The organism is Pueribacillus sp. YX66 (genome assembly GCF_041725775.1).
Taxonomy (GTDB): domain Bacteria; phylum Bacillota; class Bacilli; order Bacillales; family UBA6769; genus Pueribacillus.
The window spans coordinates 49,698-64,941 of sequence record NZ_JBEUEL010000015.1; the positions used below are offsets into that span (position 1 = coordinate 49,698).

The window sequence follows — 15,244 nt, forward strand, 5'->3', positions numbered from 1 at the left end:
TCACTCACCCTTTTTAAAAGAAGGATTTTCGACAATTTCAATCAATGTTTCGATGATCGTATGTATTCGCTCATCACGCTTCAGCAAATAATGATAGCCAATCAATGCTTCAAATGCGGTGCTGTAGCGATACGTATGGATATCAGTATTTTTCGGGATCGTTCCAGACTTTGCATTCCGTCCTCTTCTTAACACCGCTTGTTCTTCTTCCGAAAAAAACTGGGCATCCATTAACTCGTTCAACACCGATGCTTGTGCTTTGGCCGACACATAAGATGTTGAACGCCGATGCAAAAATTGCGGGCGTACTTCACCTTGTTTTAACAAGTGCTCGCGAATATGAAGTTCTAGCACAGCGTCACCGACATAGGCTAATGCTAAAGCATTCAGTTGCTTGACGTCACGTTCTTTCATACTACTCTTTCCTCTTCCAGCGAACCCCTTGCGGTGTATCTTCCAGAACAATTTGCTTCCTTAGCAACTCATCGCGGATGGCATCTGCTTTTGCAAAATCTCGTGCTTTTCGCGCTTCTTCCCGCTCCTTGATAAGCTGTTCAATGTCGGAATCAAGCAAGTCTTGTTCTTGCTGTAAAGATAGACCGAGTACGTTGGAAATTTCTGTAAATAGTTCTAAAACTGCTGTCAGCACTTGCTTTGATGAATTTTTGTTCGTTAAATAACGGTTTGCTTCTTTTGCAAGGTCAAATAAAACTGCAATCGCATTCGCTGTATTAAAATCATCGTCCATTGCATCGATAAATTGAGCTTTTAAGCCTTTTATGATCGCAAGTGTTTCTTCTCCATTTTTATCCAGATCGACCGAATGCTCAAGTCGATGCTGTACGTTTTGCACCGTTTCTTTCAGTCGCTCGAGTCCTGTTTTTGCACTTGCTAGCAATTCATCGTTAAAATTGATCGGGTTTCGATAATGAACGGAAAGCATAAAGAAACGGATCACTTCTGGATCGTGCTGTTTGATTAACTCATGGACGAGTACGACGTTTCCAAGTGATTTTGACATTTTTTCATCGTTAATTTGAATGTAACCATTATGCATCCAATAGTTTGCAAATGGCTTTCCGGTCAATGCTTCTGTTTGCGCAATTTCGTTTTCATGGTGAGGAAAAGCTAGATCTTGCCCACCAGCATGAATATCGATCGTCTCACCCAAATATTTTTTTGCCATCGCGGAACATTCGATGTGCCAGCCTGGACGTCCTTTTCCCCATGGGCTATCCCACGCAATCTCACCTTCCTTCGCTACTTTCCATAACGTAAAATCAAGCGGATCGTGCTTTTTTTCACCAACTTGAATGCGGGCGCCGATTTGCAAATCATCAATAGATTGATGCGACAGTTTTCCGTAATCTTTAAATTTACGCGTTTTAAAATAAACATCGCCATCTGCTTCATAGGCATATCCTTTTCCTATTAGTGCTTCGATGAACGCAATGATTTCTTGCATATTTTCAAGTACACGCGGGTGAACGTCTGCTTTTTTGACACCGAGGGCTTCGACGTCCGCAAAATATGCTTGGATAAACCGTTCCGCGAGTTCGGGTACGTCTTCTTTCGTTTCTTGAGCAGCTTTAATAATTTTGTCGTCAACATCTGTAAAATTTGAAACGTAATGAACGTCATAACCTCTGTATTCGAAATAGCGACGAACCGTATCAAATACGATCGGCGGCCGTGCATTACCAATATGAATGTAATGGTATACAGTTGGTCCACAAACGTACATTTTTACTTTATTTTCTTCAATTGGAATGAACGTCTCTTTTTTTCTCGTTAGCGTATTGTAAATTTTGATTGTCACTTTCCCCGCTCCTTTTTTCTATCATATTTAATTTATGTTCAAGCATGGCCACTTGTTTCTCCAATGCATTTACTTTATTCACAAGTTCTTCCTCTGAACTTCGATTCACACGAACTCCATTTTGAACGACAACTTTTCCAGGAACTCCAACGACTGTTGAATTCGCTGGAACGTCTTTTAATACGACGGAACCAGCACCAATTTTTGAGTTTTTACCAAGCGTAATTGCTCCAATAACTTTTGCACCTGTTGAAACCATAACATTGTCTTCAACCGTAGGGTGACGCTTCCCTTTTTCTTTTCCGGTACCGCCGAGCGTTACACCTTGAAATAAAACGACATCATCGCCGATTTCACACGTTTCGCCTATGACAATCCCCATTCCATGGTCGATAAACAATCGTCTTCCAATCCTTGCACCAGGATGTATTTCAACGCCTGTCAAAAATCGACTCGCTTGCGATGTAAAGCGTGCTAGAAAAAACAATCGTTTTTTCCAAAACCAATGAGCAATCCGATGTGCCCAAATTGCATGAAGACCCGAATACGTAAGAATGACTTCGAACATGCTTCTCGCCGCCGGATCGTGTTTAAATACAACATGTATGTCTTCGCGAAGTCTTTTAAACACTATAGACCCCTCCAATCCTGTTCGTCATTTCTTTACTGCTCTATAAAATAAATCATACGCTTGTATAGTATAAAGAGCGTCTCCGTGTCAAACGACACAGAGACGCTCTCATTAGCGCGGTCCCACTCTGTTTTACAACGCTTATTAAACTTTCAAGCATTGTACTTAATGTCCGTTAACGGAGACACCCGCTTTTGCCTAGTTTTTAGCATTTCAACAAAAGACTCTGAGGTGCATTTCAAGATTGTGTTTCATAAACCACTCACAGCTCAAGGTGGTTCTCTCTGAATGAAACACTCAATCTTTACTTCTCCTCATCATAGCTTTCATTTATTCATCGTTATGTTCAAGAAAAGCTTTTAATCTCGTTTCAATTACGTCTTTACCAATTAACGAGATCGCAACAGGTAATTCTGGTCCTTTCGTTTGTCCTGTTGTTGCAACGCGAATCGGCATAAATAGACGCTTCCCTTTTTGTCCTGTTCGTTTCTGAACTGCTTTTGTCGCTGCTTTTACTGCTTCAGGAGTAAAATCTTCAATAGCCGAAATTTCATCTAGAAACGTTGAAAGCACTTCTTGGACTTGCTCTTCTTGCAGTACTTTCTCTGCTTCTTCATTATACGAGAGATTTGTTTGAAAAAACAAGTTTGTTAATTCTACAATTTCAGCCCCGTATGTGAGTTGTTCTTGATATAAAGCGATTAAATCTTCTGCCCATTTTCTTTGTTCTTCTGACATTTGGTCTGGCAACCGTCCCGCTTCAACTAAATAAGGAAGCGTCAAATGAATAATTCGCTCAAGCGGACTGTTTTTTATATACTGATTATTCATCCAGGCAAGCTTTTGTGTATCAAAAACAGCAGGTGCTTTAGAAAGCCGTTTCGGATCAAACATCTCGATAAATTGTTCTTTAGAAAAAATTTCTTCCTCACCGACAGGAGACCAACCGAGCAACGTAATAAAGTTAAACAAAGCTTCCGGCAAATACCCACGCTCTTCATACTGCTCGATAAATTGAATAATCGTTTCATCACGTTTACTCAATTTTTTTCGGTTTTCATTCACTATGAGCGTCATATGACCAAACGTCGGCGGTTCCCAATCAAAGGCTTCATAAATCATCAATTGCCGCGGTGTATTGGAGATGTGATCATCCCCACGAAGCACGTGAGATATTTTCATAAAGTGATCGTCAATAACGACTGCAAAATTGTACGTTGCAACCCCGTCTTTTTTAATGATGACGAAATCTCCGATGCCATCTGATTCAAACGATACTTTTTCTTTCACCATATCATCAAACGTATATACTTTTCCATCTGGCACTTTAAAGCGGATGCTCGGTTTACGACCTTCCGCTTCAAGCTTTGTCCGCTCTTCCTCTGTTAAGTTTCGGCATTTTCCAGAATAGCGCGGCATCTCATGCCGTGCACGCTGTGCTTCCCGTTCAGCTTCTAGCTCTTCTTCTGTACAGTAACATTTGTAAGCCATTCCTCGCTCTATCAGTTTATCTGCATGTTCTCGATACAAATGCAGCCGTTCAGACTGACGATACGGTCCGTAACCACCATCTTTATCAATGCTTTCATCCCAGTCAATACCAAGCCACGTTAAGTAGTGAAGCTGACTTTGTTCACCACCTTCAATATTTCGGCTTGCATCCGTATCTTCGATGCGAATAATGAATGTCCCGTTTTGCGAGCGTGCAAATAAATAGTTAAATAATGCTGTCCTTGCATTTCCAATATGTAAATGTCCTGTCGGACTCGGTGCATACCTTACTCTAATTTCGTTTCCCATCGTTTTCCTTTCCATTCCCTTCAGTCATCTTATTGACTCTCAACCTTTTGCAACAGGACAACCGCTTGTGCAGCAATCCCTTCTTCCCTTCCGATAAAGCCTAGTTTTTCACCTGTCGTCGCTTTCACATTAATTTGTGACACATCCGCCTCAACTAACGATGCGATCGATTTTCGTATCGCTGTAATATACGGTGCTATTTTCGGACGCTGGGCGATAATTGTACAGTCAAGATTTCCAAGGCAATAATCTCTTGCTTTAATCATTGTCCAAATTTCCTTTAACAATTCTCGTGAATCTGCATCTTTATACGTTACATCTGTATCAGGGAAATGTTTGCCTATATCTCCTAACGCAAGCGCCCCAAGGCACGCATCGCTAATCGCGTGCAGTAATACGTCGGCATCCGAATGTCCAAGAAGTCCTTTTTCGTGCGGAATGTCGATGCCACCGATAATCAGCTTTCTTCCTGCTTGAAGCTGGTGAATATCAAAACCTTGTCCAATTCGTATCAAAGTGTTCCCTTCCTCCATTTTAAAATCACATTTGCAAAAATTAAATCTTCCGGTGTCGTCAGCTTTATATTCGTTTCATCACTCATGACAATCGAAACGTCTCGACCAAACGCTTCAACGAGTGAAGCATCATCAGTTGCCTCGATTTGCTTTTGTTCGGCATGCACATTCGCTTCAAACAAAAGTGAGTAGTGAAATGCTTGCGGTGTTTGCACTGCCCAAAGCTCAGACCGATCGACTGTCTCTATAATAACAGATCCGTCGCTCCGTTTAAGTGTGTCTTTAATCGGAACAGCTAAAACGGCTGCACCAGTTGCAGCCGCTTTTTTCGCTACACGCGAAATCATATCAATCGTAACAAATGGACGTGCACCGTCATGCACAAGCACGAGGGCATCTGCATTTTCTTGCGGAAGAGCTTTCAAACCTGCAAACACGCTATGTTGCCGTTCCGTTCCACCACTTACTAGACGAACCACTTTTGTAAGATGATATGTTTCAATCAATGCTTGAAATTCATTTTTTTCTTTTTTATTGATCACGAGCACGATCTGTTTACAATTCGGATCATTTTGAAAAGTAGATAACGTATGAACGATAACAGGTTTATCTTCTAACTGAATAAATTGTTTGTTTTTTCCTGCTTGCATCCGCTTCCCTTGTCCTGCTGCAGGAATAATCACTCGATACTCCACTTTATTGATAAACTCCCTCTCCTTTTATGAAGCTATCGTATAATTATATCTATTCTATAACGCTTTTTCCATCAGTTTCGGCTTCGCAAAAATCATTCGCCCTGCAGATGTTTGTAACACACTCGTAACGATGACGTCAATCGTTTTGCCGATATAATTCCGTCCTTCTTCAACAACGATCATCGTGCCATCGTCAAGATAACCAATTCCTTGGTTATGTTCTTTCCCATCTTTGATTACTTGAACGTTTAATTCCTCTCCAGGAAGCACAACAGGCTTCACAGCATTGGCTAAGTCATTAATATTTAACACAGACACATTTTGAAGTTCACACACTTTATTTAAGTTAAAGTCGTTCGTGACGACGATGCCATCTGTTAGCTTCGCTAATTTGACAAGTTTGCTATCAACTTCGTGAATCTCTTCAAAATCACCTTCGTAAATTTCAACATTGACATCTAGCTCTTTTTGGATTTTATTTAATATATCGAGTCCACGCCGACCTCGGTTTCGCTTTAACGCGTCCGAAGAGTCGGCGATATGTTGAAGTTCTTCAAGTACGAAGTATGGGATGACAAGCGTTCCTTCTAAAAAGCCTGTTTGACAAATGTCTGCAATTCTACCATCAATAATTACACTTGTATCTAATATTTTTAATTTATTCAGTTCTTCTGTTTGTGATCCACCATCTATATCTTTCTTTTTATCTTTTACTTTATTAATGGAAAACAATGAAATAAGTTCATCACGTTTTTTAAAACCAACTTGGAATCCCCAGTACCCTGCTAATACAGTAATAAAAATCGGTAAAACATCACTCACGATTAAAATTTCCATACCGCTCAATGAGACGGTAATAAGAAAAGCAACCATTAATCCAAGAACAAGACCAATTGTACCAAACATTAAATCGGCGATAGGAACTTTCACTAATGCTTCTTCAACTCGTTTAATTAAACCAACGATATAATCAGATAACCAGTATGTGACTAAAAATAAAATAAGGCCGCCAACAAGTGCTCCAATGTATGGGGAAATAACTAACGGAATGGAATTAATGTTAAAGTATGTGAATAAATCAGGAATAAATAACCAGCCAAGCGTAGCTCCAGTAAAGACAAAAAATAATTGCACAAATCGCTTCAGTAAATTCTCGTTCAACACTTTCACCTCCTTCTATCATTATAAACAGTTTCTATATTTTGAAACCTCTTTTTCAAATTATTTACACACTATTAACAAAGCTGACATGAATAATTGTACAAGTTCGTCAAATGAACGCTAAATATGTCGATCAATAAATACTTGTTCCTGAATTCGTCCTAATCCAGCTTGAATGGCTCGTGCTCTCACTTCACCAATCCCTTCTACTTCATCTAGTTCACTAATCGAGGCTTTCGTAATCGCACTCAAATTTTTAAAAACTTGCACTAAATTTTCAATAACGAGAGATGGAAGTCGCGGAATTTTGTGCAACAAGCGATAGCCTCTTGGACTGATCGCTTCATCGTTTCGGACTGCACTTGATGAAAAACCTAAAAACTTCACGACAACTCCTTCTTCTAGTAATTCTTCATTTGATAAAGTTCGAAGTTGTTTCATTACATTATGAGGTTCAATGGAGGTATCTTTTAAATAGTCTCGAATTAATAAAATGGCATCATGCTCAAGGTTTCCAATAAGCTCTTCAAGTTGCATCTGAATTAACCGACCTTCAGTTCCAAGCTCGTTTACATAGTTTACGATCTCTCTCTGGATACGAAGCACAAGTTCAATCCGATGAAGTACTTGAGCAACATCTTGAACGGTTACAAGCTCCTCAAATTCTAATGCACCTAAATTCGTTAAATCTTGATCGAGCACCGCTCGATACTTTTCCAACGTTTGCAACGCTTGATTCGCTTTCGTTAAAATAACCCCTATTTCTTTTAATGAATATTGGACATTCCCTTTATATAACGTGATCACATTTCGGCGCTGAGAAATCGATATGACGAGGCTGCCTGATTGTTTCGCAACTCGTTCTGCGGTTCGATGGCGAATTCCTGTTTCTGATGACAATATCGATGTATCCGGAATAAGCTGTGCATTTGCAAATAAAATTCGATTAGCCTCATTATTTAAAATGATCGCCCCGTCCATTTTTGCTAGTTCATACAAATAGGATGGCATAAATTTACAATCGATCGAAAAGCCACCGTCAACTAACGCTTTCACTTTTTCATCATATCCAACAACGATAAGCCCACCGGTTTCAGCGCGCAAAATGTTATCAATTCCATCTCGAAGCGGTGTTCCGGGAGCTACAATTTGAAGAATTTCATTAATAATGGCTGTTTTTGATTTTATTTTTTCATCCATTGCTCATTATCCCTCCAATGCGTGCTCCATCGCTTCGCTAATCGTATTGACACCGATCACTTGAATGTCTTTCGGTATCGTCCAACCACCTAAATTTTTTTGTGGCAAGATAACACGTGTGAAACCGAGCTTTACCGCTTCTAACACACGCTGTTCAATTCGTGACACACGCCTTACTTCACCCGTTAACCCGATTTCACCAATAATGACATCACCTGGGTTTGTCGGTCGATCACGGAAACTTGAAGCAATACTAACGGCAACCGCAAGGTCGATCGCCGGTTCGTCAAGACGAACACCGCCTGCAACGTTTAAATATGCATCTTGGGTTTGTAACAGAAGTCCGACACGCTTTTCTAGCACGGCCATCAGCAACGAAACTCGATTATGGTCAATTCCGGTTGCGGTTCGGCGCGGATTACCGAAGCTTGTCGGTGTAATAAGCGCTTGAATTTCAACCATTAACGTTCGCGTTCCTTCAAGTGATGCGACAACAGTTGAACCCGATGCTCCCTTCGCACGTTCTTCCAAAAAGATTTCAGACGGATTGAGCACTTCAATAAGCCCATCTTCTTTCATTTCAAACACACCAAGCTCATTCGTCGATCCAAAACGGTTTTTTACTGCTCGCAATAGGCGATATGCATGGTGACGCTCACCTTCAAAGTAAAGGACAGCATCGACCATATGTTCAAGTAATCTTGGTCCTGCGATCGCGCCTTCCTTTGTCACATGGCCTACAATGAAAACGGCAATTCCTTTCGTTTTTGCAATCCGCATCAGCTGTCCTGTACATTCCCGAACTTGTGAAACGCTTCCAGGTGCACTCGTAACCGTTGGATAAAACATCGTCTGAATGGAATCAATAACAATGAACGTGGGCTCTAATTTATCGATCGCTTCTTCAATAAATTCGAGGTTCGTTTCAGCTAAGACAAATAACAACGGATCACGAATCCCAATTCGCTCAGCCCTCATTTTTGTCTGCTTCATCGATTCTTCACCCGATACGTATAAAACCTTCTGTCCATTTGACGCAAGCTGATGCGACGTTTGCAAAAGCAACGTTGACTTCCCAATCCCTGGATCACCCCCGACTAACACGAGTGAACCTGGCACGATTCCTCCGCCTAAAACACGATTTAATTCTTTCATTTTCGTATCGATTCGTGGTTCTTTCTCAGATGGCACATCTTGAATGGGCATCGGTTTTTTCCCTGTCTCACTCGCAGCTCCAAGTGAGCCTCTGCTCTTTGTATATGCTCGTTCTACGATCTCTTCTACCATGGAATTCCAATTGTTACAGCCAGGGCATTTCCCCATCCACTTCGGCGACTCATAACCGCATTCTTGACAAATAAATTTCGTTTTTTTCTTTGCCATTCCTTCTCCCCAATTTACTTTATTGTTCGATCATAATATAAAGAGTGATGACCGAAAGTAAAAAACTTTCGGTCCATTGGCTCATCACTTCGCTTTCGCAAGTTCTTTTGCAACATATTCTCCATCTTCTACATCAATCTGGACGTACTTTCCTTTATTGATCGTTCCTTTTAATAATTCCTCGGAAAGTAAATCTTCAATATGGCGTTGAATCGCCCGGCGCAACGGCCTTGCTCCATACTCTGGGTCATACCCATCTTCTGCAATTTTTTCTTTCGCTGCTTCTGTAAGTTCAAAATCAATTCCTTGTTCATGAAGCCGCTTTTTTAACTGATTCGCCATTAACGTGACGATCTCTTGTAAATGTTTTTTCTCAAGTGAATGGAATACAATCGTTTCATCAATTCGGTTAAGGAATTCGGGGCGAAATGCTTTTTTCAATTCATCGAGTACTTTATCTTTCATATCTTTATAGTCTTGATCTGGTCCTTGTATGGTGAAGCCAACGTATTTATTTCGTTTCAAAGCACTTGCACCGACGTTCGATGTCATAATTAAAATCGTGTTGCGAAAATCGACCGTTCTCCCTTTAGAATCGGTTAGACGTCCGTCCTCAAGCACTTGCAACAAGATGTTAAACACGTCTGGATGTGCTTTTTCAATTTCATCAAGCAAGATAACCGAATACGGTTTTGTGCGAACCTTTTCGGTAAGCTGTCCGCCTTCTTCATAACCGACGTACCCTGGAGGCGCACCAACGAGTCTTGATGTCGCATGTTTTTCCATATATTCGGACATATCAATTCGAATCACAGCATCTTCTTCCCCAAACATCGCCTCAGCTAACGCACGAGCAAGCTCTGTCTTTCCAACTCCTGTAGGTCCGAGAAAAATGAATGAACCGATCGGTCGTTTTGGATCTTTTAACCCTGCGCGAGCCCGTCTTACTGCTTGAGATACAGCTTTTACTGCTTCATCTTGACCGATGACTCGCTCATGAAGAATTTCTTCTAGTTTTAATAAACGTTCTGTTTCTTCTTCCTTCAGTTTCGAAACAGGGATTCCCGTCCAATTTGCAACGACTTTTGCAATATCTTCAGAAGTCACTTCTTGATTTTCTTGCCCTTGTTTTTCTTTCCATTCATTTTTCGTTTGTTCAACTTCTTCACGTAAGCGCTGTTCATGGTCACGAAGGGAAGCAGCTTTTTCAAACTCTTGGCTTTGAACAGCAGCATCTTTTTCTTTTCTAACTTCCTCAAGTTTTTGTTCCAATTCTTTCAAATTGGGTGGTGTTGTATAAGAACGTAGTCTTACTTTTGAGCCGGCTTCGTCAATAAGATCGATCGCTTTGTCCGGGAGAAATCGATCAGAAATATAACGGTCCGAAAGACGAACAGCCGCTTCAATCGACTCATCCGGGATTGTCACCCGATGGTGTGCTTCGTATCGATCACGTAGACCTCTCAAAATTTGAATCGATTCTTCTAACGTTGGCTCATTCACTTGAATCGGTTGAAAACGACGTTCAAGCGCTGCATCTTTCTCAATATATTTTCGATATTCATCTAATGTTGTCGCTCCGATACATTGCAATTCACCACGAGAAAGCGCTGGCTTCAATATGTTCGACGCATCGATTGCACCTTCGGCACCACCAGCTCCGATTAACGTGTGCAATTCATCGATGAACAAAATGATGTTGCCAGCTTGACGAATTTCGTCCATCACTTTTTTCAAACGATCCTCGAATTCACCGCGATATTTTGTACCAGCTACAACCGTTCCCATGTCAAGCGTCATCACACGCTTATCACGTAAAATCTCTGGTACTTCATTGTCGACGATTTGTTGAGCCAATCCTTCGGCAATCGCTGTTTTCCCAACACCTGGCTCACCGATAATAACTGGATTGTTTTTCGTACGACGACTTAATACTTCAATGACACGTTGAATTTCTTTGCTTCTCCCAATGACAGGATCGAGTCCACCCTCACGTGCCACTTGTGTTAAATCGCGCGCCAGACTATCTAGTGTCGGTGTATTCGCATTCGTAATCGCACTTTGGTTGCTCGAGCTTGTTTCATTACTTCCTAACAATTGAAGCACTTGCTGTCTTGCTTTATTTAAACTAATTCCTAAATTGTTAAGTACCCGTGCAGCAACCCCTTCACCTTCGCGAATTAAACCGAGCAAAATGTGCTCCGTCCCAACGTAAGAATGCCCTAACTTACGAGCTTCATCCATCGAAAGCTCAATCACTTTTTTCGCTCGTGGTGTATAATGGATTGATTGCACTTTTTCTGTGCTACTACCAATGAGCGACTCCACTTCTTTTTGAATTTTTTCAGGGTCAAGATTTAAAGCGATTAATGCTTTTGCTGCAATACCTTCTCCTTCACGAATAAGTCCTAACAATATATGTTCTGTTCCTACGTTATGATGACCTAATCGGATCGCTTCTTCCTGAGCAAGCGCCAACACTTTTTGCGCTCTTTCTGTAAATCTTCCAAACATCATATTCGGTTCATCCTCCTTCTACGTATTCGCCTTATTGCTCTTTTAATTTTAATGCCTCGCGTATAATCGATGCTCTACGAATATCACGTTCATTCGGACTGAGGCGTTCTCCTGCATATTGCTGTAAAAAGCCTGGTTGAGTTAAGATCATTAACTCATTTAAAATCGTCCGAGATACATCTTGAATAAGCGAAAGATCGATACCAAGACGAACATCTGACAAACAATTTGCCGCTTCTTTAGAATCGATAATCCGGCTATATTGCAAAACGCCATATGAACGATATACACGGTTCTCCAATTGCGTTTTTGAATTTTGCAAAAGCATTTCTCTTGCGTGTCGCTCACGTTCAATGAGCTGTAATACAACGCTTTGCAAGTCTTCCACTATATCCATTTCCGACTTGCCTAACGTCATTTGATTAGAAATTTGAAAAAGGTTACCTAATGCTTCGCTACCTTCCCCGTAAATTCCTCTTACGACAAGCCCTAGTTGATTAATTGCTGGGGCAATTCGGTTTAGTTGTTGTGTTAACACAAGGGCTGGCAAATGCATCATAACCGATGCGCGCATCCCGGTTCCAACGTTCGTAGGGCAACTTGTCAAGTAGCCTCGCTTTTCATCAAAAGCAAAATCAAGTGTTTCTTCGAGTAAATCATCAATATGATTCGAACGTTCAAGTACTTCTTTTAATTTTAAACCAGAGGCTAGATGTTGAATACGAATATGGTCCTCTTCATTTATCATAATGCTGATTGACTCATCTGCACTAAGTAGAACAGCACCATGGGATGCATCATTCGCGAGATGTGGACTAATAAGATGCTTTTCGACTAATACTTGCTTTTGAATCGACTCCATATCTTGCATAAGGATTAGCTCGAGCTTTGCTAATTCATCGTTTGTATGTTTTCCGATGTGTGACTTTATTTGATTTAATACCGCTTCCCCATCGTGTTTATATGTTAAAAGTGGAAATGTATATTCATCAAGGTTCCTTGCTAATCGTATGCGACTACTTAAAACGATATCATCATCTGGCCCCGATTCTTTCATCCATGGACTAATTGCTTCACTAATAAATCGCTCTAATGACATCGATCATTCCCCCTTTTCATCTCCATATTGTTTTTCGAGGGAACGAAGCTCATCACGAATGAGCGCTGCTTTTTCAAACTCTTCTTTTTCAATATAATCTTGCATCGTTTCTTTTAAAAGAGCAATTTTTTTCCTTACATGAAGATCAGCTGCGCCGCGCTTCGGAATTTTCCCCGAGTGAGTATGATTTCCGCTGTGTACTCGTTTAAGAAGGGGATCAAGTTTCGCGTCAAATGTTTCATAACAATTTGCACAACCAAACCGTCCAATTTTCGCAAATTGTTCATACGTCATTCCACACTTTTCACATTTTGGACTCGCAAATGTAAAACTGTTCGTTTTTTTATTATTTTTGAAAGGTTGGTCAAAATTTAACAATCCTGTTAATAACTGATGAATAGAAAAGTTATTTTGCCCGTAGATCATATCTCCTTTATTTTTAGCACACTGCTCACATAAGTGCATCTCCATCTTTTCCCCATTTACAATTTTCGTAAAATGGAGTGTTGCAGGATGGATTTTGCAATTTTGACATTCCACTTTTCACCCCTCCATATCCCATATACTATATTTTATATTTTAAAGTAATAAACATCGCTTTTAGTAAATTCGCTCTCAGTTCATCACGTGTCGGCAAATCAATAGAGATTGTCTCCCGATCGATGACACTTAACATCATTCTAGCTTCTCTTTCAGATATCACTTTTTCTTCAAGTAAGCGGAAAATTAAATCTTCTGCCGCAGTTTGTGATAATTTATAACCGATTAACTCGATCAATTGATCGATTAACTCAGCTTTATCATTTGGTCGAATTTTAATAATCCGGATATACCCTCCCCCACCCCGTTTACTCTCCACGATATAGCCTTTTTCAACTGTAAATCTCGTATTGATCACATAGTTAATTTGTGAGGGGACGCATTGAAATTTTTCTGCAACTTCATGTCGCTTTATTTCAATCGTATTACTTCCGCTCAAAATTTTCTTCAAATAGGCTTCAATGATATCAGAAATATTTTTCATCGACCTCCCCACCTTTCTGACTTTGACTATATTTGACTTTATGTATTTAGTATACTCGATCTAAAAAAAAGGTTGCAACCCTTTCAGACAAGTATTTTCAATAATTGGGCACAAATCCACTACTGAAATTTTTACAAGCATCCCCATTCAATCCCTTATTTACCTATTTTCCCCATTTCGACCTGAAACAAAACATAATTAATCATGATTATTTAATCGATACCATTCACAACTTTTAACACACGATTATGACTCATCAACTGATCGATTGCCAAAGTCATATTTTTATTGCGGTTATACTGACAATGGAGCGTATATTTTCGAAGGATGATTCCATCTTTTTTTAATTTATCAACCGATTTTTTTTCAACGCGAATTGAAAATGAGTCTAACATTTGTGTAACATCTTGCAATGTCAAGTCGTCATCGCCTTGTACAATTAACACTCTACGACTTTCCTTTTTCACGTACAGCGGTTCAATTTTTGTCAGTAAAAACAAGCTTAGAACAACGATCACCGTAGCTAAAATCGCTTCAAAATACATTCCTGCTCCGACAACTAACCCAATTCCAGCAACAACCCAGATCGAAGCAGCTGTCGTCAGTCCTCTCACCATTCGACCATGAACAATAATTGTACCTGCACCTAGAAAACCGATCCCACTAATGACATACGATGGAATACGAGCAGGATCAAAACGTACATTTTCATGCATACCAATATGTTTTTCAAATCCGTAAATTGACATCGTCATCATTAAGCAAGAGCCAACACCGACTAAAAGATGTGTTCTCAACCCCGCTGGATGTTGTTTAAACTCTCTTTCTAATCCAACAAAACCAGCTAACACAGCAGCAACAAACATCCGTACTGCCACAACAAATAGATCATGATTAAACAATGAGGATAACACCGACAATTCGTCACCTTCTTTCTATCTTCTTAAAATTAGTATATTAAGAAGATGCTTTTCCTATTGAAGTCATCAACAAATTATTATTGGATAACCCACTTTTTTAATAAAAACAAAAAGAACTCGCTCAAACATCAACTTACTCCTAAAAAGCAAAAAAACAGCGACTTATCGCTGTTTATTTCTCCAAATCTGCCCAGCAACGTCCTACTCTCACAGGCAAAGCCCATTACCATCGGCGCTGAAGAGCTTAACTTCCGTGTTCGGCATGGGAACGGGTGTGACCTCTTCGCTATCGTCACTAGACAGTCGTCGGTATGTTCAACAATTTGTGTTGAATGACCTTTTATGTATTTATGAAGGTTGAACCTTCAAAACTAGATACGACATCCCATCGTTTTGCTGTCCTGCTTTGACGCCTCGTAAGCGCCAAAGCCTTCGTTTGTGGTTAAGTCCTCGACCGATTAGTATCTCTCAGCTCCACGT

At 40.3% G+C, this 15,244-nt stretch carries 14 protein-coding genes, 1 rRNA gene and 1 other annotated feature; all 15 genes read right to left on the reverse strand.

The features are described 5' to 3' along the window. Positions 1-414: a Mini-ribonuclease 3 gene (locus tag ABU914_RS08595; RefSeq protein ID WP_379669328.1), complete on the reverse strand. Its 414-nt coding sequence runs from the start codon at positions 412-414 to the stop codon at positions 1-3. A gap of 1 nt (position 415) precedes the next feature. Continuing rightward, a complete protein-coding gene (gene cysS, locus ABU914_RS08600) occupies positions 416-1,819 on the reverse strand; it encodes a cysteine--tRNA ligase (RefSeq protein WP_379669329.1) in 1,404 nt (467 codons plus the stop codon). Then, complete coding sequence (cysE, locus tag ABU914_RS08605; RefSeq protein ID WP_379669330.1) at positions 1,761-2,450, reverse strand: serine O-acetyltransferase; 690 nt, start codon at positions 2,448-2,450, stop codon at positions 1,761-1,763. The genes cysS and cysE overlap by 59 nt, the downstream gene beginning before the upstream one ends. A gap of 95 nt (positions 2,451-2,545) precedes the next feature. Beyond that, positions 2,546-2,780 (reverse strand) — a binding site (T-box leader). Continuing rightward, positions 2,781-4,250, reverse strand: a complete 1,470-nt coding sequence (gltX, locus tag ABU914_RS08610; RefSeq protein ID WP_379669331.1) for a glutamate--tRNA ligase — start codon at positions 4,248-4,250, stop codon at positions 2,781-2,783. Positions 4,251-4,279: 29 nt separating this feature from the next. Beyond that, entirely contained in the window at positions 4,280-4,765 is a 486-nt protein-coding gene (gene ispF / locus ABU914_RS08615) for a 2-C-methyl-D-erythritol 2,4-cyclodiphosphate synthase (RefSeq protein WP_379669332.1), read from the reverse strand. Next, on the reverse strand, positions 4,762-5,460 hold the full coding sequence (ispD, locus tag ABU914_RS08620) for a 2-C-methyl-D-erythritol 4-phosphate cytidylyltransferase (RefSeq protein WP_379669333.1): 699 nt from the start codon (positions 5,458-5,460) through the stop codon (positions 4,762-4,764). The genes ispF and ispD overlap by 4 nt, the downstream gene beginning before the upstream one ends. A gap of 54 nt (positions 5,461-5,514) precedes the next feature. Beyond that, positions 5,515-6,621: a PIN/TRAM domain-containing protein gene (locus tag ABU914_RS08625; protein ID WP_379669334.1), complete on the reverse strand. Its 1,107-nt coding sequence runs from the start codon at positions 6,619-6,621 to the stop codon at positions 5,515-5,517. A 120-nt stretch (positions 6,622-6,741) separates the two neighbouring features. Next, on the reverse strand, positions 6,742-7,821 hold the full coding sequence (gene disA / locus ABU914_RS08630; RefSeq protein ID WP_379669335.1) for a DNA integrity scanning diadenylate cyclase DisA: 1,080 nt from the start codon (positions 7,819-7,821) through the stop codon (positions 6,742-6,744). Between the two features lie 6 nt (positions 7,822-7,827). Continuing rightward, the gene (gene radA, locus ABU914_RS08635; RefSeq protein WP_379669336.1) at positions 7,828-9,204 is read right to left on the reverse strand and encodes a DNA repair protein RadA; all 1,377 of its coding nucleotides are present in this window, start codon (positions 9,202-9,204) and stop codon (positions 7,828-7,830) included. 84 nt (positions 9,205-9,288) lie between these two features. Further along, positions 9,289-11,721: an ATP-dependent protease ATP-binding subunit ClpC gene (clpC, locus tag ABU914_RS08640; RefSeq protein ID WP_379669337.1), complete on the reverse strand. Its 2,433-nt coding sequence runs from the start codon at positions 11,719-11,721 to the stop codon at positions 9,289-9,291. A gap of 31 nt (positions 11,722-11,752) precedes the next feature. After that, positions 11,753-12,820 (reverse strand): protein-arginine kinase McsB, encoded by a 1,068-nt coding sequence (gene mcsB / locus ABU914_RS08645; protein WP_379669338.1) that lies wholly within the window; start codon positions 12,818-12,820, stop codon positions 11,753-11,755. Between the two features lie 3 nt (positions 12,821-12,823). Further along, positions 12,824-13,360, reverse strand: a complete 537-nt coding sequence (mcsA, locus tag ABU914_RS08650; protein WP_379669339.1) for a protein-arginine kinase activator protein McsA — start codon at positions 13,358-13,360, stop codon at positions 12,824-12,826. A gap of 25 nt (positions 13,361-13,385) precedes the next feature. Beyond that, on the reverse strand, positions 13,386-13,844 hold the full coding sequence (locus tag ABU914_RS08655) for a CtsR family transcriptional regulator (protein WP_379669340.1): 459 nt from the start codon (positions 13,842-13,844) through the stop codon (positions 13,386-13,388). 212 nt (positions 13,845-14,056) lie between these two features. Beyond that, a complete protein-coding gene (locus ABU914_RS08660; protein ID WP_379669345.1) occupies positions 14,057-14,758 on the reverse strand; it encodes an MgtC/SapB family protein in 702 nt (233 codons plus the stop codon). Positions 14,759-14,952: 194 nt separating this feature from the next. Next, positions 14,953-15,064 (reverse strand): 5S ribosomal RNA (gene rrf / locus ABU914_RS08665). Positions 15,065-15,244: the final 180 nt, after the last annotated feature.